This is a genomic window from Paraburkholderia sp. BCC1876 (assembly GCF_902833695.1).
GTDB lineage: Bacteria > Pseudomonadota > Gammaproteobacteria > Burkholderiales > Burkholderiaceae > Paraburkholderia.
Window position 1 is genome coordinate 17,006 of sequence record NZ_CADFGI010000009.1, and the last position, 19,208, is coordinate 36,213.

The 19,208-nt window shown below is 64.8% G+C and carries 13 protein-coding genes; 9 read left to right on the top strand and 4 right to left on the bottom strand.

Going from position 1 to position 19,208, the window contains the following annotated elements:
- Positions 1-200 precede the first annotated feature (200 nt).
- Complete coding sequence (trxB, locus tag HWY05_RS27655; protein ID WP_035552405.1) at positions 201-1,202, bottom strand: thioredoxin-disulfide reductase; 1,002 nt, start codon at positions 1,200-1,202, stop codon at positions 201-203.
- A gap of 333 nt (positions 1,203-1,535) precedes the next feature.
- Between trxB and HWY05_RS27660 the strand changes: the two genes are divergently transcribed.
- The 3 genes from HWY05_RS27660 to HWY05_RS27670 all read left to right on the top strand — a co-directional run bounded on the left by HWY05_RS27660 (position 1,536) and on the right by HWY05_RS27670 (position 6,305).
- Positions 1,536-3,851 (top strand): DNA translocase FtsK, encoded by a 2,316-nt coding sequence (locus tag HWY05_RS27660; protein ID WP_035552403.1) that lies wholly within the window; start codon positions 1,536-1,538, stop codon positions 3,849-3,851.
- A gap of 249 nt (positions 3,852-4,100) precedes the next feature.
- Positions 4,101-4,835 (top strand): outer membrane lipoprotein chaperone LolA, encoded by a 735-nt coding sequence (gene lolA / locus HWY05_RS27665; RefSeq protein ID WP_176060367.1) that lies wholly within the window; start codon positions 4,101-4,103, stop codon positions 4,833-4,835.
- 264 nt (positions 4,836-5,099) lie between these two features.
- Positions 5,100-6,305: a Fic family protein gene (locus HWY05_RS27670; protein ID WP_279614185.1), complete on the top strand. Its 1,206-nt coding sequence runs from the start codon at positions 5,100-5,102 to the stop codon at positions 6,303-6,305.
- On the opposite strand, the gene HWY05_RS27675 is transcribed toward HWY05_RS27670, so the two are convergent.
- Positions 6,250-7,170, bottom strand: coding sequence for a LysR family transcriptional regulator (locus tag HWY05_RS27675; protein ID WP_035552398.1), 921 nt, complete (start codon positions 7,168-7,170; stop codon positions 6,250-6,252). The two genes, HWY05_RS27670 and HWY05_RS27675, sit on opposite strands and share 56 nt — an antisense overlap.
- Before the next feature lie 182 nt (positions 7,171-7,352).
- Between HWY05_RS27675 and speB the strand changes: the two genes are divergently transcribed.
- Positions 7,353-8,342: an agmatinase gene (gene speB, locus HWY05_RS27680; RefSeq protein WP_176060369.1), complete on the top strand. Its 990-nt coding sequence runs from the start codon at positions 7,353-7,355 to the stop codon at positions 8,340-8,342.
- A gap of 106 nt (positions 8,343-8,448) precedes the next feature.
- On the opposite strand, the gene cytX is transcribed toward speB, so the two are convergent.
- Positions 8,449-9,765, bottom strand: a complete 1,317-nt coding sequence (cytX, locus tag HWY05_RS27685) for a putative hydroxymethylpyrimidine transporter CytX (protein WP_035552393.1) — start codon at positions 9,763-9,765, stop codon at positions 8,449-8,451.
- A gap of 343 nt (positions 9,766-10,108) precedes the next feature.
- On the opposite strand from cytX, the gene HWY05_RS27690 reads away from it, so the two are divergent.
- The 5 genes from HWY05_RS27690 to HWY05_RS27710 all read left to right on the top strand — a co-directional run bounded on the left by HWY05_RS27690 (position 10,109) and on the right by HWY05_RS27710 (position 18,351).
- Positions 10,109-11,446, top strand: a complete 1,338-nt coding sequence (locus tag HWY05_RS27690; protein ID WP_176060370.1) for a TolC family protein — start codon at positions 10,109-10,111, stop codon at positions 11,444-11,446.
- A gap of 10 nt (positions 11,447-11,456) precedes the next feature.
- Complete coding sequence (locus HWY05_RS27695) at positions 11,457-12,947, top strand: efflux RND transporter periplasmic adaptor subunit (RefSeq protein WP_176060371.1); 1,491 nt, start codon at positions 11,457-11,459, stop codon at positions 12,945-12,947.
- Positions 12,948-13,024: 77 nt separating this feature from the next.
- Positions 13,025-16,264, top strand: coding sequence for a CusA/CzcA family heavy metal efflux RND transporter (locus tag HWY05_RS27700; protein WP_176060372.1), 3,240 nt, complete (start codon positions 13,025-13,027; stop codon positions 16,262-16,264).
- Between the two features lie 6 nt (positions 16,265-16,270).
- On the top strand, positions 16,271-16,951 hold the full coding sequence (irlR, locus tag HWY05_RS27705) for a heavy metal response regulator transcription factor IrlR (RefSeq protein ID WP_035552384.1): 681 nt from the start codon (positions 16,271-16,273) through the stop codon (positions 16,949-16,951).
- Positions 16,948-18,351 carry a heavy metal sensor histidine kinase gene (locus tag HWY05_RS27710; protein ID WP_176060373.1) on the top strand — a complete coding sequence of 468 codons (1,404 nt, stop codon included), beginning with the start codon at positions 16,948-16,950 and terminating at the stop codon, positions 18,349-18,351. Before irlR ends, HWY05_RS27710 begins: the two co-directional genes overlap by 4 nt.
- 53 nt (positions 18,352-18,404) lie before the next feature.
- On the opposite strand, the gene HWY05_RS27715 is transcribed toward HWY05_RS27710, so the two are convergent.
- The gene (locus tag HWY05_RS27715) at positions 18,405-18,689 is read right to left on the bottom strand and encodes a DUF4148 domain-containing protein (protein ID WP_176060475.1); all 285 of its coding nucleotides are present in this window, start codon (positions 18,687-18,689) and stop codon (positions 18,405-18,407) included.
- Positions 18,690-19,208 lie beyond the last annotated feature (519 nt).

Consider the following 19,208-nt stretch of genomic DNA (forward strand, 5'->3'; position numbering starts at 1 on the left):
CGCAGACAAGGAGATCGATCGCGCGACGCTGATCGCGAGCGGCATGACGCATGAAACAGGGCGCATGAAACAGGACGCGTGACGCAGACGCAAAAAAGGCCGCAGGCTTGTCAGCCGCGGCCTTTTATCAGGCAGGCGGCCGGGCCACGCCCAGCCGCCATTTTACCGTTGCGCCGTGCGTTGCCGCCCGGCGCGGTGCATCAACGTCCGGCTTCCTGGCTCATGGCATGCTCGCCGGCCATCTCGTCGATGGTTTCCAGGTAGCGTTGCGCGTCGAGCGCGGCCATACAGCCGGTGCCCGCGCTGGTGATCGCCTGACGATAGACGTGGTCCTGCACGTCGCCGGCAGCGAACACGCCCGGCACGCTGGTGGCGGTCGCGAAACCGTTCAGGCCGCCCTTGGTGATGATGTAGCCGTTCTTCATTTCCAGCTGGCCGGCGAAAATGTCCGTGTTCGGCTTGTGGCCGATCGCGACGAACAGGCCTTGCAGCGCGATGTCTTCCGTTGCGCCGGTTTGCGCGTGCTTGATGCGCAGGCCGGTGACGCCGGTCTGGTCGCCGGTCACTTCGTCGAGCGTGTGGTTCCACTTGATCTCGACCAGGCCTTCCTTTTCTTTCGCCAGCAGACGATCGATCAGGATCGGCTCGGCGCGGAACTTGTCGCGACGATGGATCACGGTCACCTTCTTCGCGATACCGGACAGGTAGAGCGCTTCTTCGACCGCGGTATTGCCGCCGCCGATCACGGCCACGTGCTGCTGCTTGTAGAAAAAGCCGTCGCAAGTGGCGCAAGCCGACACGCCCTTGCCCATGAACGCTTCTTCCGACGCCAGGCCGAGGTACTGCGCCGACGCGCCCGTCGCGATGATCAGCGAGTCGCAGGTGTATTCGCCCGAATCGCCGATCAGGCGGATCGGCTTTTCGTCGAGCTTGGCCGTGTGAATGTGGTCGAACAGGATCTCGGTGTTGAAGCGCTCCGCGTGCTCCAGGAAGCGCGTCATCAGTTCCGGACCTTGCACGCCGTGGGCATCCGCGGGCCAGTTTTCGACGTCGGTCGTGGTCATCAGCTGACCGCCCTGGGCGAGACCCGTGACCAGCACCGGCGCCAGGTTGGCGCGCGCCGCGTAGACCGCAGCCGTGTAGCCGGCAGGGCCGGAACCGAGAATCAGAACCTTGGCGTGTTTCGTGGAAGTAGCGGGCATGATCGAATCCTTTTACGGCGCCCGGCTCGCCCATGCGAGGCCGCGCGACTTGAGCTGAAACTACAGATGGGGTGTTAGTGCGGCATTATAAAGGGCGGGGCGCGAGCCTGCTCCATGAAGCTTTCCGATCGCGCCGATAGGGTCGCCGCACGGGCCGCGGCGCGTCGGTGTAGCCAATCGGCCAAGTTACCGTCATTTACAGCCTTGCGCGGGACACTGCGTTTACAATAGGCCGGATCGAAGTTTCCGGTCGCCGCGAGCGGGCCCGAAGCCGCGCTGGGCGAGGCGCCAGCCGGGAATCGGCCGTACGTGGCTCCACACGCAACAGGATCAATGGCAAAAGCTCCCTATTCCGCGAGCGCGCAGGCATTGCCGCACCGCATGTCGCGCCTTTTCACCGAAATCCGCTGGATCCTGCAGGTGGCGCTCGGCGTGTTCCTGCTCATGGCGCTCGTCAGCTATAGCCGGCGCGACCCGAGCTGGACCCACGCCGCTCAGGTCGACCATATCGGCAACTGGGCCGGCCGTGTCGGCGCCTGGACGTCGGACATCCTGCTGTTGCTGTTCGGCCTGTCCGCCTACTGGTGGATCGTGCTGCTCGGCCGCCATATCTCCGCCAACTACAAGCGCATTACCCGCAACGAAGACGTGCAGGAAGACAAGCCGCGCGACGTCAGCTGGCTCGCGGATGCGTTCGCATTCATGCTCGTGCTGCTCGCCTGCGACGGTATCGAGGCGCTGCGCATGTGGTCGCTGAAAGTGCAGTTGCCGCGCGCGCCCGGCGGCGTGATCGGCGAGGCGGTGGCGCGCGGCGTTTCGCATGCGCTTGGTTTCACCGGCGGCACGCTGGCCTTGCTGATCGCGCTCGCGATCGGCTTGTCGCTGTATTTCCGTTTCTCGTGGCTGTCGGTTTCGGAAAAGGTCGGCGAGTCGATCATTTCCGCCGTCACGTTCGCGAAGCTGCGCCGCGAGGCCGGCCGCGATCGCAAGCTGGGTGAAGCGGCGGCGGTGAAGCGCGAAGGCAAGGTCGAAAAAGGCCGCGTGCGGATCGAGGAACACGAGCCGGTCGTAATCGTGCCGCCGGTCGTCACGCCGGCCAAATCGGAGCGCGTCGAGAAAGAACGGCAAGTGCCGTTATTCACCGATCTGCCGGGCGACTCCACCTTGCCGCCCATCTCGCTGCTCGACGCCGCGCCGGTCGCGCAGGAAACGATTTCCGCCGACACGCTCGAATTCACTTCGCGTCTGATCGAGAAGAAGCTCAAGGACTTCGGCGTCGAAGTGAGCGTGGTCGCCGCGTATCCGGGGCCGGTCGTCACGCGCTATGAAATCGAGCCGGCCACGGGCGTGAAGGGCAGCCAGATCGTCGGTCTCGCGAAAGACCTGGCGCGTTCGCTGTCGCTGGTGTCGATCCGCGTGGTCGAGACCATTCCGGGCAAGAATTTCATGGCGCTCGAGTTGCCGAACCTGCGCCGTCAGACCGTGAGCCTGTCCGAGATTCTCGGCTCGGCGGTTTATGCGGACGCCGCGTCGCCGCTCACCATGGGGCTCGGCAAGGACATCGGCGGCAAGCCGGTGTGTGCCGACCTCGCGAAGATGCCGCACCTGCTGGTGGCCGGCACGACCGGTTCGGGCAAGTCGGTGGGGATCAACGCGATGATCCTGTCGCTGCTCTACAAGGCGAGCGCCGACCAGGTCCGCATGATCCTGATCGATCCGAAGATGCTCGAAATGAGCGTCTACGAAGGCATTCCGCATCTGCTGTGTCCGGTGGTCACGGACATGCGTCAGGCGGGTCATGCGCTCAACTGGGCGGTCGCCGAAATGGAGCGCCGCTACAAGCTGATGAGCAAGCTCGGTGTGCGTAACCTCGCCGGCTACAACAACAAGATCGACGAAGCCGCCAAGCGCGAAGAGAAGCTGCCGAATCCGTTCAGCCTCACGCCGGACGATCCGGAACCGCTGTCGCGCCTGCCGAATATCGTGGTCGTGATCGACGAACTGGCTGACCTGATGATGGTGGTCGGCAAGAAGGTCGAAGAGCTGATCGCGCGGATCGCGCAGAAGGCGCGCGCGGCCGGCATCCATCTGATTCTCGCTACGCAACGGCCGTCGGTCGACGTGATCACCGGCCTGATCAAGGCCAACGTGCCGACGCGCATGGCCTTCCAGGTGTCGTCGAAGATCGACTCGCGCACCATTCTCGACCAGCAGGGCGCGGAATCGCTGCTCGGCATGGGCGACATGCTGTATCTGCCGCCGGGCAGCGGTATGCCGGTGCGGGTGCACGGCGCGTTCGTCTCGGACGAGGAAGTGCACCGCGTGGTCGACAAGCTCAAGGAGCAGGGCGAGCCGAACTATATCGAGGGCATTCTCGAAGGCGGCGTGACGGGCGAGGGCGACGAAGGCTCGGCAGGTGCCGGCGGAACCGGCTCGGGCGACGGCGAGTCGGACCCGTTGTACGACCAGGCGGTCGACGTCGTGCTGAAGAACCGCCGCGCGTCGATCTCGCTGGTGCAGCGGCATTTGCGCATCGGCTATAACCGCGCGGCGCGCCTGCTCGAGCAGATGGAGAACTCGGGCGTGGTGTCGTCCATGTCGTCGAACGGCAATCGCGAGATTCTCGCGCCGGCGCGGGAAGCGGAATAAGCGTCGCGGCGTTGGTCGCACTTGTGGTGCGGGGTGCGGCGCGCGCTTTACGCCGCACTAAGGCCCGTTTAAGGCTCGCCGCCTAAGCTATGTCGCATAAGGCTGACGGCAAACCGCTCGGGTTTGAGCCAGGAGCGAGCCACGAGCCTCGGAGCCACGAGCTACAGGCCACGAAAGGCAGCGCGGCGCACGAGGTGCAGACCCACCGCCGCGACCGCTCAACGAATTCAATTAAGGGAGAAAAAAACTATGCAGCTATTCGCGCAGCAGCACGCTCGACAGAGTGCTCAATCCAGCCGCTTCGGCCAACTCGCGCGCACGTTTGTGCGTGGCGTCGGCAGCGTGGCGATCGGCGCGTCGATGCTGGTGGCGTCGCAGGCATTCGCGAGCGGCACCGAGCAACTGAAGGCGTTCGTCGCGCAAGTGCATTCGGCGCGCGGCACCTTCGTGCAGCAGGAAGTGCGCGCGCCGAGCAAGGCGCAGGGCGCGAGCGGCGTGTTGTCCACCAGCGGCGCCGGCAAGACCGGAACGTCGAGCGGCACGTTCACGTTCGCGCGTCCCGGCAAGTTCATCTGGCAATACGAGAAGCCCTATGCGCAACTGCTGCAGGCGGACGGCGACAAGCTCTACGTGTACGACAAGGATCTGAATCAGGTGACGGTGCGCAGTCTTGGCGGGGCGTTGGGCGCGAGTCCGGCGGCGATCCTGTTCGGCAGCAACGATCTGGACAAGAACTTCACGCTGCGCGATGCGGGCGTGAAGGCCGGCATCGACTGGCTCGAACTGACGCCGAAAGCAAAAGACACGCAGTTCCAACGCGTGGGCATCGGCTTCAAGGACGGCAATCTCGAAGCAATGGAGTTGCACGACGTGTTCGGCAACGTGACCCTGCTGACCTTCTCGAACATTCAGAAGAACCCGCCGCTGCCGGCGGATGCGTTCAAGTTCACGGTGCCGAAGGGTGCGGATGTGATCAACGGGTAAGCGTTCGCGGGAGGCGTCAGGCCTCTCGCTTCGCCGGTTGAAAGTGGGTTTCGATTCTGCCAAAAGCCTCTGTAAGTCTTTGACTTACAGAGGCTTTTTTATGTCGGCTCTTGCCGGTCCCGGGAGCGATTCACCGTTGAGCGTCTAATCGACTTACAATTTGAGTCGATTAGACGCTCAATCGCCTCAGGGTCGACTATACTTAGATTCGACTCACGTTATGAGTCGATTAAAGCCCGTAATCGCCTCAAGGCTCATTCCGCCATGTCACCGACACAGTCCCTTATCTGGCAAGCCCCCACGTGGCCCGGCATGCACTATGACGTCATTCAGGTCGGCGCCGAACTGGCTCGCGCGCACCGGGCGCAAGGCGTTGTCGAGGGCAAGCTGGCGGGTCTGGGCTTCGAACAGCGCCTCGAACTCGCCGCCGAAGCCTGGAGTCAGGACGCCGTCGCGACAGCCGCTATCGAAGGTGAACGCATCAACCTTACCGCGGTGCGTTCGTCCGTGGCGCGGCGGCTCGGCGTCGGCAATCAGGACGGCGCCAACGCGCCTCGAAGCGTGGAAGGCCTGCTCGACATCATGGACGACGCGGTGCTGCAAAGGGCGGCGCCACTCTCGCATGAGCGTCTGTGCGCCTGGCAGGCGGCGCTTTTCCCGACCGGCTACTCGGGCATGACGAAAATTCTCGTCGGGGCCTACCGCGAGCATGCCGAGCCGATGCAAGTGGTCAGTGGAGGCTTCGGACGCGAAAGGGTGCACTACGAGGCGCCGTCGTCGGCCCACGTCCCGGCCGAAATGCAGCAATTCCTGGACTGGTTCAACGCCACGACCGAGCACGACAGTCTGGTCAAAGCGGCACTCGCTCACCTGTGGTTCGAGACGATTCACCCTTTCGAGGACGGGAACGGCCGCGTCGGTCGAGTCCTCATCGATCTCGTGCTGGCGCGCGAAAACGGTGAGATCAGCCGCTTGATCCGGACTTCGCAGCGCCTGCTCGACAAGCGGCGTGACTACTACGAGCAGCTCGAACGCGCCCAGCATGGCGATCTGGACGTGACCGCATGGGTTCTGTGGTTCGTGGAGCAGGTGCGGGTGTCCTGCGAAGAAGCGTCCGGCGTCATGGACGCCGCGCTCGCCACAGCCCTTTTCTGGATGAACCATCAGGACAAGGTACTGACCACTCGACAGCGCAAAGTCGTCAAGCTGCTGCTCGATGCCGGTCCCCATGGTTTCGACGGCGGCATGAACACGCGGAAATACGAGAGCGTCGGCGGCACGTCGCGGGCCACGGCGTCGCGCGAACTCATCGAACTCGAGGACATGGGCATACTGGGCAGGGTCGGTGCGGGTCGCTCGACCCGCTATTACCTGACTATCCCGGGGTGGGGGCCGGCGGACGCAACCAGCTCGACTACGCCTCCACCTCCAGAATCTGCGCCGGATGCGCAGCCTTCATATCGTCGATAAACGCCTCGACGATATCCGTGCGATGCTGTCGCCCCCGCGTCACCATATGAAACGCGACGCGATAGCGCATCAACTCCGGATTCAACGCCGCGAGCAGCCCCTGCCTGACGAACGGCGCCGCGAAATGCCCCGGCAAATAGCCGAGGTGATGCCCCGACAGCACCAGCATCGCGACCGCTTCCATATTGTCCGCAACGGCGGTCACGTTCTGCGGCGTGGTCGAACTCTCGGCCTCGGGCAACGGATAACTCCGCCACGCCCATTCATGCTGTGCGGCTTCGGCGGGCGGCACCGCGCCCGCCTGCGTGAACAGCGGATGCCCCTTCGCGCAATACGCGAGCTGGTCTTCGGCGAACACCTCGGTGTATTCGAGCGACGGCACGCGATGCCAGAAATAGCCGATGCCCACCTGAATCCGCCCATTGAGCAGCAACTCTTCCAGCTCGCCCGGCGAGCGCACCAGAATCGAAAACCGCACCGACTGATCGCGCGCCCGGAAGCGACCGATCGCGTCGCTGATACGGGCGCTGGCCGACACCGGCGTATGGCCGATCATGCCGATATCCAGCGTGCCGACCAGCTTGCGGCCGACGTTGCGCGCCTGCATGCCGAAGGTATCGACCGCGGATAACAGCGCACGCGCCGCGTCGATGAACTGCTCGCCGCGCGCGGTCAGGCTGAAGCCGCCGCGGCCGCGTTCGCACAGCCGGTAGCCCAGACGCGTTTCCAGCGTGGCGAGCTGTGTGCTGATGGTCGACTGGCCGACGTTGAGGGTCGCCTGGGCGGGCGACACGCCGCCCGCGTCGACGATGGCGAGGAACACGCGGATCAGCCGCAGGTCGAGATCGGTGAGTTGAGAGAACATGCGTCAGGATACATCGCTGAAAATCGATGTGAAGTTTATTCTGTTCGTATTTTAACTTCAGGGAAACTGCTTAAGAATCCAGATTCGCCCGGCAAGGTGCGCTTCTTATGCTTTCTCCTCGGCCGGTTCGCACGTTTTTCGCTTGCAGTCCGTTTGCAGCGCCTTTTCATTGCCGAGCCACGATGAAACCTTCTTCCTTCATTTCTCCCGACGCCGGCGAACGGCCGCAGCCGCTCTCCGGTAACGCCATGCCCCGCTGCGGCGGCATCGCGACGATGATGCGCCTGCCGAACGTCGGCTCGGCCGAAGGGTTCGACGCCTGCTTCGTCGGCGTGCCGTTCGATCTCGGCACCTCGAACCGTACCGGCGCGCGTTTCGGGCCGCGCCAGATTCGCAGCGAATCGGTGCTGCTGCGCCCGTACAACATGGCGACGCGCGCCGCGCCGTTCGATTCGCTGCGGGTGGCCGATCTGGGCGACGTCGCGATCAACCCGTACAACCTGCACGACTCGATCGCGCGCATCGAAGCCGCGTACGACGAAATTCTCCAGCACGATTGCAAGCCGATCACGCTGGGCGGCGACCACACCATCGCGCTGCCGATCCTGCGCGCGATTCATCGCAAGCACGGCAAGGTCGGCTTGATTCACGTCGACGCGCACGCCGACGTCAACGACACGATGATGGGCGAGAAGATCGCGCACGGCACGCCGTTCCGCCGCGCGGTCGAAGAAGGCTTGCTGGATTGCGAGCGCGTCGTGCAGATCGGTTTGCGCGGCACGGGTTACGCGGCGGAAGACTTCGACTGGTGCCGCGATCAGGGCTTCGAGGTCGTGCAGGCCGAGGCGTGCTGGAACCAGTCGCTGGCGCCGCTGATGGCGCGCGTGCGCGAACGTATGGGCGACGGCCCGGTGTACCTCACGTTCGACATCGACGGGATCGATCCGGCTTTCGCGCCGGGTACGGGCACGCCGGAAATCGCCGGGCTGACGGTGCCGCAGGCGCTCGAGATCATTCGCGGCTCGCATGGGCTGAATATCGTCGGCTGCGATCTGGTGGAAGTCGCGCCGCCGTACGATCCGTTCGGCACGACCGCGCTGCTGGGTGCGAACCTGGCGTTCGAGTTGCTATGCGTGCTGCCGGGCGTCGAGTATCGGGCTTCCACGCGATAGGACGCGACGAGCCACACGTCGTACCGCGTACCGGGAAAGTAAAAAAAGGCCTGCATTTGCAGGCCTTTTCGCATTTTCAGACGACGCTACCGCGTGACATCAAACCTCACGCATACGCCGTCTTGCGCACCGACACCAGCGCGTAGTAACACACCGCGCCGATCGCCAGCGCGGGCAATGTCGCGCCGAGATTCGGCAGCCACTGATTGATCACCTGGTACGACACGATGCCGATCGCCCACGCGGCGAACGCGCTCAGATGCCAGCCGCCGGAGAAACCGTAACGGCCTTGCAGATCGGCGAGCACGGCGGCTTCGATCCGGCGTTTGCGGACGATGAAGTGATCCACCAGCACTACGCCGAACAGCGGCGCGAACACCGAGCCGATCAGCAGCAGGAAGTTCTGATACTTCGCCATCGGCACCAGCAGCGCGACCAGCGTGCAGAGCGCGCCGAACGCGGCCGACAGCATCGGCACACTGCCGCGCGTCCAGAACGTGCCGGTCGAGACTGCGGCCGAGTGAATGTCGGCGAACGCGTTGTCGACTTCGTCGATCAGGATCAGCAGCAGCGCGAGGCCGCCGCCGGCCTGGGCCAGCGCGCCGGTCAGCAAGGCATCGCCGCCGCCGGCCGCGAGGCCGTAGATCGCGCCTAGCGCGTAGAACCACAGGTTCGCAATGCCATAGCCGAGCAGCGTGCCGCGGAACGTCTCGCCGGGTTTGCGGCCGAAGCGCGTGTAATCGGCGATCAGCGGCAGCCACGACAACGGCATGGCCACCACCAGATCGATCGCGCCGCCGAACGACATCTCGCCCGTGCCCGGACGGCGCATCAGCGCGGCCAGATCGTGTTTGGCCAGCAGGTTATACGTGAGCCACGCTGCGCCCGCGAGCAGCAGCCAGATGCCCCACGTGCGCAGGAATTTACGCACGAACGACAGCGGGCCGCTGATCGCCAGCAGCGTCGCCAGCAAGCCGAAGACCACGGTCCAGATCAGCGGCATGGAGAAGCCGAACGACTGTTTGGCGAGCGCGTCGGCAGAATCGCGCATCACGATCACTTCGAACGAGCCCCAGCCGACCAGTTGTACCGCGTTCAGCACGGCGGGCACCGACGCGCCGCGCACGCCGAGCGTCGGCCGCAGCGACGACATCGCCGCGAGGCCGGTGTCCGTGCCGATCACGCCGGCGAGCGCCAGCAGCACCACGCCGATCACGCTGCCGATCACGATGGCCAGCAATGCATGCGGCAGCGATAAGCCGGGCACCAGCAGCGCGCCTGCTTGCGCGACCAGCAGGCCGATGCCGAGCGAGAACCAGAGCGCGAATGCGTCGCCGGTGCGGAATGCGCGACGCGCGTCGGGCACCGGCATGAGCGGTGCGTAGGTGGAACCGGCGTCGCCGGCGAGTGGATCTTGTGCCATCTGGTCTTGTCCCTGTTGGTGATGCTTGATCTATTGCTGACGCTGAAATAACTGCTATACGGCTGTTTTGTGTTGGTGTGAGCGCTGCGTAAAAAGTGTCGCCGCGGCGGCGGCCAGCCGCCGGCGAACCCGAGATTATCCCTAAATCAGCTTACGGCCCGGATCGGCATCAAATCGGTCTGGGATCGACCACGAATCGACCACGTCCCCGGCCAGGTTTCAGGCGTCACTCGACCCGCACCGGAGCCGCCGCGAAACATGACGGATTTGTCATTTTCGCCTCATGTTTGCACCGCGGCGGGACCTTAGCATCGGCCGACTTATTCGACGAATTCTCTACGCCATGCTTACCCGCAACCTCGTTGCCTGTCTTGCACTTGCCGCCGTGGCGTCCGCTTATGCATCGCCGGGGACAGCCACTCCTGAGCGTGCGCAAGATTCATCGGCAGGCGCTGCTGCCGAAACAACAGCAAGCGCTGCCCTCACGACACCCACGTCGCCGTTATCCCTCGACGAAGCGCTCGGCCTCGCGGCCCAGAACAATCCGCTGCTACGCGGCGCACGCGCCACTGCCGACGCGTCCCAGGGCGCCTTCATGCAAGCGGGCGCGCGCCCCAACCCCGACATCTCGTTTCTGCAGGAAGGCTTCAGCGGGCCCGATCGGACCAGCACCGCGCTGGTAAGCCAACTGGTTGAACTGGGCGGCAAGCGTCAGGCGCGTCTCGACGTCGCGTCGTATGGCCGTGAGGTGGCGCTCGCGTCGCTCGACGGCCGGGGCGCGGCGCTGCGCTCCGACGTAATCGCCGCGTTTTACGGCCTGCTCGCCGCGCAACGCCAGTTGCAGGTCGCGGAAGAATCGGCGCGTATCGCGGCCCGCTCCGCCGAACTCGCCGCGAAGCGGGTGCGTGCGGGCAAGGTTTCTCCGGTCGAGGCGACCCAGGCCCGCGTCGCCGCGACCGCCGTACAGATCGAACTCGGCAACGCCAGATCGCGCGTCGAGATGGCCATGGAAACGCTCGCGAACGTCACCGGCAGTCCGCTCGTGCGCGAGCGTCCGGCTTCGGGTGAGATGGAAAACCTGCCCGCCGTCGAGCCTTTGGCTCAGCTCATGCCGCGCCTCGCCGAGGCCCCGCTCGCACGAGCCGCGCGCGCCGAAATGCAGCGCGCCGACGCCGCCATCTCGGTGCAGCGTGCCAAACGGATTCCCGATATCACCTTCAGCGCCGGCATGAAACGGATCACGGCCGGCGGCGCGCGTGGCAACCAGGCGGTGGTCGGCGTCTCGATTCCGCTGCCGTTATTCGACACCAACAAAGGCGCGCTACTCGAATCCGTCCATAACGCCGGGAAGGCGCACGCCGATTTCGACAGTGAGACGGCGCGCCTGCAACTGGCCCTGGCCCAGGCCTATACCAACTACGAACGCGCAACGCAGGAAGCCCGCCGTCTAGGCGCCGACGTCTTGCCCGCCGCACGTGAGGCACTCAATGCGATGTCGCGCGGCTACGAACTCGGCAAGTTCGGCCTCCTCGACGTGCTGGACGCGCAGCGCACGTTTTTCCAGCGGCAGTCGCAATACGTGCAAGCGCTGACTGACGCGCATCTGGCCTACGCGGATATCGGCCGGCTGGTCGGCACGCCGTTGCGCACCGATGCCGCCCGTACCCCCTCTCAACCTTGAAGGATTCATCATGTCGCGCAGAAAGCTCATCGTCGTCAGTGCGACCCTTGTCGGCGGCGCGAGTATCGCGCTTGCCGCGTTGGCGTTGACACGTGAATCGCCGGCGAACGTCGCGGCGGAAAATCGCGCCGAAGCCTCGCAGGCGAACCCGATCGAGGCCCAGGCCCAGGCCCTCGGCCAGCACGGCGGCACCGTGCTTGAAGACGGCGCGTTGGCCGTCGAAATCGTGCTGTCCGAAAAGCCGGGTAATGCGCGTCTCGTCGTCTATCCGTTCGTCGACGGCAAGGCCGTTGGCAAGGGCGTCACGTTATCCGCCTCGGTGACGCGTTACGACGGTTCGAAGGAAACCCTGCAATTCGTGTCGGTGGGGCAAAAATTCGTCTCCACCGAGGCGATCGCGAAGCCGCACGTCTTCGATGCAAGCATCAATCTCAAATGGCAGGCGCAAGCCGCGTCGTTTGTTTTTTCCAGCGTCGACGGCGCGCTCGCGCTGAGCCCGGAGCAGATCAAGGCCGCACGTATCGATGTCGCGCAAGTTGGCCCGGCGCAAGTCGTCACGTCGTTCGAGCTTCCCGGCGAGATCAAATTCAACGAAGACCGTACCGCCCATGTCGTGCCGCGCGTGGCCGGCGTGGTGGAACGCGTCGGCGTGTCGGTCGGCGAAAAGGTCGCGCAAGGGCAGGTGCTGGCGGTGATCGCGAGCGTCGATCTGGCCGAGCGCAGAAGCGAACTCCTGACCGCGCAACGCCGCCTCGGCGCCGCGCGTACCGCTTACGAACGCGAAAAGACACTCTGGCAGGAACGCATTTCGGCCGAGCAGGATTATCTGCAGGCCCAGGTGCAGTTGCGCGAAGCCGAGATCGCCACGCAGAACGCGCGGGCGAAACTGTCCGCGCTGAATGCGCCGGTCTCCGCCGGCGCGTTGAACCGCTACGAATTGCGCGCGCCGTTCGGCGGCACGATCGTCGAGAAACACGCGACGCCCGGCGAGGCCGTCGCGGCCGACGCCAATCTGTTCGTGATCTCCGATCTGTCGTCGGTATGGGCCGAGATGGCGGTGCCGGCGCAGCGTCTGAACGAGGTGCGCGTCGGCCGCGAAGCGCGCGTCAGCGCCGCGGCGTTCGAGTCGACTTCGAGCGGGCCGATTGCGTATGTCGGCGCGTTGCTGGGCGAGCAGACGCGCACGGCGCCGGCCCGCGTGGTCCTGCCGAATCCCGACGGCGCGTGGCGCCCGGGCATGTTCGTCAACGTCTCGGTCGACGCCGGCCGGCAAGCCGTACCGCTTGCGGTGGCGAGCGACGCCCTGCAGGACATCGACGGCGCGCCGGCGGTGTTCGTTCAGTCGGGCAAGGGCTTCGTCGCGCAAGGCGTCGAGACGGGACGGCGCGATGAACGCGTCGTCGAGATCGTCAAAGGGCTCAAGACGGGCCAGCAGTATGTGGCCGCCAACAGCTTCGTGCTGAAGGCCGAACTCGGCAAGGGCAGCGCCGAGCACGAGTAACAGCCGCCGCGCATTTTTCCGACGCCGCGCGACACACGGGGCGCGCGTCCATTACCCGGTTTCACAGGACGATCTCCATGTTTGAGAGACTGATTCGTTTCGCCCTGGCGCACCGCTGGCTGGTCATGCTGGCTGTCGCCGCTGCCGCAGCGCTGGGCGTCTACAGCTACCAGAAGCTGCCGATCGACGCCGTACCCGACATCACCAACGTGCAGGTGCAAATCAACACGGCCGCGCCGGGTTATTCGCCACTCGAAGCCGAGCAGCGCATTACGTTCGCGGTCGAAACGGCGATGGCGGGCCTGCCCAATCTCGAGCAGACGCGTTCCATTTCACGCTACGGCCTCTCGCAGGTCACGGTGATTTTCAAGGACGGCACCGACATCTACTTCGCGCGCCAACTGGTGAACGAGCGCATTCAGGAAGCGAAGGACAAGCTGCCGCCCGGCGCCACGCCTGCGATGGGGCCGACCTCGACGGGTCTCGGCGAGATTTATCTCTGGACCGTCGAGGCGGACCCCGCCGCGCGCAAAACGGATGGCACGCGCTACACGCCGGTGGATTTGCGCGAGCTGCAGGACTGGGTCATCAAGCCGCAACTGCGCAACGTGCCGGGCGTCACCGAAGTGAACTCCATGGGCGGTTTCGTGAAGGAGTTTCGCGTTGCGCCGAACCCGGCCAAGCTGATGTCGTACGGCCTGACGCTGGCCGACGTGGTGCGCGCGCTCGAGCGCAACAACGACAACGTCGGCGCGGGCTACATCGAACGGCGTGGTGAACAGTACCTCGTGCGGGTGCCGGGTCAGGCCGGTTCGGTCGAGGACCTGGCCAACGTCGTGCTGACCAACGTCGGCGGGGTGCCGGTGCGGATCAAGGATGTCGGTCAGGTCGACATTGGCCGCGAGTTGCGCACCGGCGCCGCGACCGCGAACGGCGAAGAGGTCGTACTCGGCACGGTGTTCATGCTGATCGGCGAAAACAGCCGGACGGTGGCGAAAGCCGTGGCCGCGAAAATGGACGACGTCAATCGCACGCTGCCGGCAGGGGTGCGCGCGGTGCCGGTGTACGACCGCACGGTGCTTGTCGAAAGAGCCGTGCAAACGGTGAAGAAGAACCTCCTCGAAGGCGCGGTGCTCGTGATCGTCGTGCTGTTCCTGTTCCTCGGCAATCTGCGCGCCGCGCTGATCACCGCGCTGGTGATTCCGCTGTCCATGCTGATCACGTTCACCGGCATGGTCAACGCGAAGGTCAGCGCGAACCTGATGAGTCTCGGCGCGCTCGATTTCGGCATCATCGTCGACGGCGCGGTGGTGATCGTCGAAAACTGCGTGCGGCGGCTGGCGCATGCGCAGACGCTGGCGGGCCGGCCGCTCACTCGCGACGAACGTTTTGCCGAAGTGTTCCGGGCGTCACAGGAAGCGCGGCGCGCATTGATCTTCGGCCAGCTCATCATCATGGTGGTCTATCTGCCGATCTTCGCGCTGACGGGTGTCGAAGGGAAAATGTTCCACCCGATGGCGGTGACGGTCGTGATGGCGCTGGCCGCTGCGATGGTGTTGACGGTGACGTTCATTCCGGCCGCGGTCGCGCTGTTTATCGGCGAGCGCGTCGAAGAGAAGGACAATCGCCTGATGAGCTGGGCGAAACGGCTCTACGCCCCGGTGCTTGCGGCCTTCATGACGCGGCCCAGGCGCGTGCTGAGCGGCGCGGTGGCAATCGTCGCGTTGAGTGTTTTACTGGCGACGCGGTTGGGCAGCGAATTCATCCCGAGCCTGAACGAGGGCGATCTTGCGGTCGCGGCGCTGCGCATTCCGGGCACGAGTCTATCGCAGTCGGTCGAGATGCAGAAGGCGATCGAAACCACGCTCAAGCAGCGCTTTCCGGAAATAGAGCGGGTGTTCGCCCGCACCGGCACGGCGGAGATCGCCGCCGACCCGATGCCGCCGAATCTGTCCGACGGCTACATCATGCTGAAGCCGGTGGACACGTGGCCGGATCCCAGCAAGACGCGCGAGCAACTGGTTGGGGAAATCGAGGCGGCGCTCGCCGCGTTGCCCGGCAACGCGTATGAGTTTTCGCAGCCGATCCAGTTGCGTTTCAACGAGTTGATCTCGGGCGTGCGTAGCGACGTAGCCGTTAAAATCTTCGGCGACGACATGACGGTGCTCAACGGCACCGGCGAGAAGATCGCGGCCGCGCTGCAGAAAGTGCCGGGCGCGGCGGAGGTGAAAGTCGAGCAGACCACTGGTTTGCCCGTGCTCACGCTCAGGCTCGACCGCGACAAGCTGGCGCGCTACGGCGTCACGGTCGGCGATCTGCAGGACACGGTCGCGGCCGCGGTCGGCGGCCAGAAGGCGGGCACGCTGTTCCAGGGCGACCGGCGATTCGACATCGTGGTGCGATTGCCGGACGAATTGCGCTCGGATATCGAAGCGATCAAGCGCTTGCCGATCGCGTTGCCGTTCTCGCCGGCCACGACCGGGAGCAAGACGGCGACCGCGACTTCACCGTCGATTCAGGCGCCCTACGTGCCGCTCGCGGAGCTGGCCACCGTGGAGGTAGCGCCGGGCCCGAACCAGATCAGCCGCGAAAACGGCAAACGGCGCGTGGTGGTGAGCGCGAACGTGCGCGGGCGCGACGTGGGTTCGTTCGTGGCCGAAGCGCGCGAGGGGATTCGTGACGAGGTTCAGGTGCCGCCGGGTTACTGGTTGTCGTGGGGTGGCCAGTTCGAGCAACTGCAGAGCGCGAGCGAGCGGTTGAAACTCGTCGTGCCGCTGGCGCTCTTCATGGTATTCGTGCTGCTGTTCGTCATGTTCAATAACGCGAAAGACGGCTTGCTGGTGTTCACGGGCATTCCGTTCGCGTTGAGCGGTGGCGTGCTGTCGCTGTGGATGCGCGGTATTCCACTATCCATTACGGCGGCGGTTGGCTTTATCGCGCTCTCGGGTGTCGCGGTGTTGAACGGTCTCGTGATGATTTCGTTTATCCGCAGCCTGCGCGACGAAGGCGCGGAGTTGGACACGGCCGTGCGCGACGGTGCGCTGACGCGGCTGCGGCCGGTGCTGATGACCGCGCTGGTGGCGTCGCTGGGCTTTCTGCCCATGGCCTTCGCGACCGGCACGGGCGCCGAAGTGCAGCGCCCGCTGGCGACGGTGGTGATTGGTGGCATTCTGTCGTCCACGGCGTTGACGCTGCTGGTGTTGCCCGTGCTCTATCGGGTCGCGCATTCGGGCTCGTGGCGTTCCCTCATCGTGGCCGGATTGTTTCGCGGCGGCGTCGGTCAGATGCTGCGCCGCTTCGGTTTAATTTCAAGGTAGGTTCGCATGCGGATTTTTTTAGTAGAAGACGAGCCGAAGACCGGCGCCTATCTGCGCAAGGGCTTGACCGAGGCGGGCTACGTGGTCGACTGGGTTCAGGACGGCGTGACGGGCTTGCATCAGGCCGAGACGGAAGACTACGACCTGCTGATTCTCGACGTGATGCTGCCCGGTCACGACGGCTGGACACTGCTGGAGAAACTGCGGCGCACGAAGCAGACGCCGGTGCTGTTTCTCACCGCGCGCGACGACGTGTCGGACCGCGTCAAGGGTCTCGAACTCGGCGCCGACGACTACCTCGTGAAGCCGTTCGATTTCGTCGAACTGGTGGCCCGTGTGCGCACGATTCTGCGGCGCGGCAAGCCGCGCGAATCGACCTTGCTCAAGGTCGCGGACCTCGAGCTGGATCTGACGCGCCGCAAGGCCACCCGCCAGGGCGACACGATTCTGCTGACCGCGAAGGAGTTCGCGCTGCTCTGGCTACTGATGCGCAGGGAGGGGGAGATTCTGCCGCGCGCGACGATTGCGTCGCAGGTCTGGGACATGAATTTCAATAGCGACACGAACGTGGTGGATTCGGCGATCAGGCGGCTGCGCTCCAAAGTCGACGACGCCTACGAACCCAAGCTCATTCACACGGTGCGAGCCATGGGCTACGTGCTGGAACACCGGAGCAGCGGCACGTGATACGGCGTATCTTGCCGCGCACGCTACGCGCGAGATTGACGGCGCTCATCATTCTGTCCACGTCGGCGGTGCTCGCGGCGAGCGGCTTCGGGCTGTATGAGGCGCTGCGCAATCGCATCGAGTCGGCGTCGCTCGAGCAGATGGCCGAGACCGTGAGTGCGCTGCAAATGCACCTGACCGCCATACACAATCCGGATGACATTGCGCGTACCGCCGAGACATGGGTCGATCAGTTGCATGGTCACCGGAATATGGATCTCGCCATTTACGACGCGGCAGGCAATCGTCTGCTGAGCACGGCAGGGTTTCAACCTTATGCGCCGGTTCTGTCGATTCCTGCACCGGTTCGGCTGGAGCGCAGCCGTTCGGCGCTCCGATACCTGGTGGCGAACGCGCCGCTCGAGGACCCGGGCGGCGCGTCGGTGCGCGTCGCGGTTCAGTACGATGCCTCCAGCGATCAGGCGTTGCTGCGCGCCAGCGCGCAAACGATCGTGCTGATCGAAGTGCTGGGCGTGGTGGCGGCGGCCGCGCTGGCCTATGGCATCGCGCTGCTCGGCTTGAGCCCGCTGCGCCGGCTGGTGGCGCGCGCGGAAGATATGTCGACCAGCCGCCTCGCGCAACCGCTGCCGGCGCTCGATACGTCCGGCGAGTTGAGAGAGTTGGGCCGTGCTTTCAACGGCATGCTGGCGCGGCTCGACGAGGCGTTCACGCGGTTGAGCCAGTTTTCATCGAACCTCGCGCACGACATGCGCACGCCGCTCACCAATCTGCAGGCCGCGGCCCAGGTCGCGCTGGCGCAGCCCCGCAGCGCGGACGAGTATCGCGACGTGATCGAGTCGAGCGTCGACGAATATCAGCGACTGTCGCGGATGATCGAAGACATGCTGTTTCTGGCCCGCTCCGAGCAGGCCGATGCATCGCTGTCGCTGCGCGAGCTGGATGCCGTGGCGGAGGCCGAACGCGTCGCGGGGTACTACGAGACGGTGGCGGAAGATGCGGGCGTGTCGATCGTCGTGACGGGGCAGGGTGTGGTGCGCGCGGACCTGCTGCTGTATCAGCGAGCGCTCAGCAATCTGCTGTCGAATGCGCTGGCTCATGCGCCTGAAGGGACCGCGATTACCGTCGACTGCAATCAGGCGGACGATGCGACGACGATCAGCGTGTCGGACCTGGGCCCCGGCATCGACACGCATCATATCGAACGGATCTTCGAGCGCTACTACCGGGTGGACCCGTCGCGGCACAACTCGGCGTCGGGCACCGGGCTAGGGCTCGCGATCGTCAGATCGATCATGAATAGTCACGGGGGAGAGTGCGGCGTGCAGAGCCGGCCGCATGTTCTGACGCGGTTCTGGCTGCGGTTCCCGGATCAGGCAGGCGACAGAGTGACCTCTATTTAAGCGCTATTGATCGCTGAGCCGCCGGACGTCAAAACGTCCGGCGGCAGTCCGCGCTAGCGCGCTTTGGGGGCGTCATGCTGGTCGAGCGCGGGCGCGGTTTCTCCTTTGTGTCGTGTGCCCGCGTGGGTCTGCTTGTTCTGCGCAATCACCGCCTCGTTCGGCGGGTATTGTGTTTTGCTGAGCGGAATCGAACCATCGTGCTGAGCCTTGATTAACTCCTGGTGTACTTGCGCACGCGACTTGCCAGGCGCCTGGGCCTGCGCTTGCGCGGTTTGAGAGAGCGCGCCGATAGACAGCAGCGCCGCGACGGAAAGCGTGGACAGTTTCATGGCGTTCATCTGGATCTCCTGGGAAGCGATTGCCGGTTGGCGAATCAGGAGCCCAGTATGAGAAGCCGGCAGTGCGTGACCATGACCGCCAGATGAGAAAAATGTCAGCGTTGCCCGGTCGCTGAAGGTGCTTCGCAGCAGGCCTTGGAGCATGAGATTTTCGTCATTTTCGCGTCACGTTGACGGCGACCGTCGCGTTGCAAGATGCCCATCCCGATGTCGCTCTCTACGGTGGATCATGCGCGCACTCCTGTCTCGATCGCTCGTCACGGTTCTTGTCATCGCCAGTCTCGCCGGATGCGCGAGTCCTTCGCGCAAACCGGTGACTTCCGGCAGCACGTCAGCTTCGCCGTCGTCCTCAAACTCGGCAAAAGCGGGGACGCCCCCCATGGATCTCGGGCCCGGCGAGCAGGTGGACTATGCGGGTCATCGTTGCGGCAATCCGAATCTGCACGTCAAGACGCACCTGTGTCTTTATCCGCGCCGGTAAAGGCCGTCTGCGTCTTGTCCGATCCGTGTCCGAAGGGC

What these genes read in the sequence shown, in the direction of transcription:
- trxB (WP_035552405.1), bottom strand. Translation starts at nt 1,202, where the DNA reads ATGCCCGCTACTTCCACGAAACACGCCAAGGTTCTGATTCTCGGTTCC.
- HWY05_RS27660 (WP_035552403.1), top strand. Translation starts at nt 1,536, where the DNA reads ATGGCAAAAGCTCCCTATTCCGCGAGCGCGCAGGCATTGCCGCACCGC.
- lolA (WP_176060367.1), top strand. Translation starts at nt 4,101, where the DNA reads ATGCAGCTATTCGCGCAGCAGCACGCTCGACAGAGTGCTCAATCCAGC.
- HWY05_RS27670 (WP_279614185.1), top strand. Translation starts at nt 5,100, where the DNA reads ATGTCACCGACACAGTCCCTTATCTGGCAAGCCCCCACGTGGCCCGGC.
- HWY05_RS27675 (WP_035552398.1), bottom strand. Translation starts at nt 7,170, where the DNA reads ATGTTCTCTCAACTCACCGATCTCGACCTGCGGCTGATCCGCGTGTTC.
- speB (WP_176060369.1), top strand. Translation starts at nt 7,353, where the DNA reads ATGAAACCTTCTTCCTTCATTTCTCCCGACGCCGGCGAACGGCCGCAG.
- cytX (WP_035552393.1), bottom strand. Translation starts at nt 9,765, where the DNA reads ATGGCACAAGATCCACTCGCCGGCGACGCCGGTTCCACCTACGCACCG.
- HWY05_RS27690 (WP_176060370.1), top strand. Translation starts at nt 10,109, where the DNA reads ATGCTTACCCGCAACCTCGTTGCCTGTCTTGCACTTGCCGCCGTGGCG.
- HWY05_RS27695 (WP_176060371.1), top strand. Translation starts at nt 11,457, where the DNA reads ATGTCGCGCAGAAAGCTCATCGTCGTCAGTGCGACCCTTGTCGGCGGC.
- HWY05_RS27700 (WP_176060372.1), top strand. Translation starts at nt 13,025, where the DNA reads ATGTTTGAGAGACTGATTCGTTTCGCCCTGGCGCACCGCTGGCTGGTC.
- irlR (WP_035552384.1), top strand. Translation starts at nt 16,271, where the DNA reads ATGCGGATTTTTTTAGTAGAAGACGAGCCGAAGACCGGCGCCTATCTG.
- HWY05_RS27715 (WP_176060475.1), bottom strand. Translation starts at nt 18,689, where the DNA reads ATGAACGCCATGAAACTGTCCACGCTTTCCGTCGCGGCGCTGCTGTCT.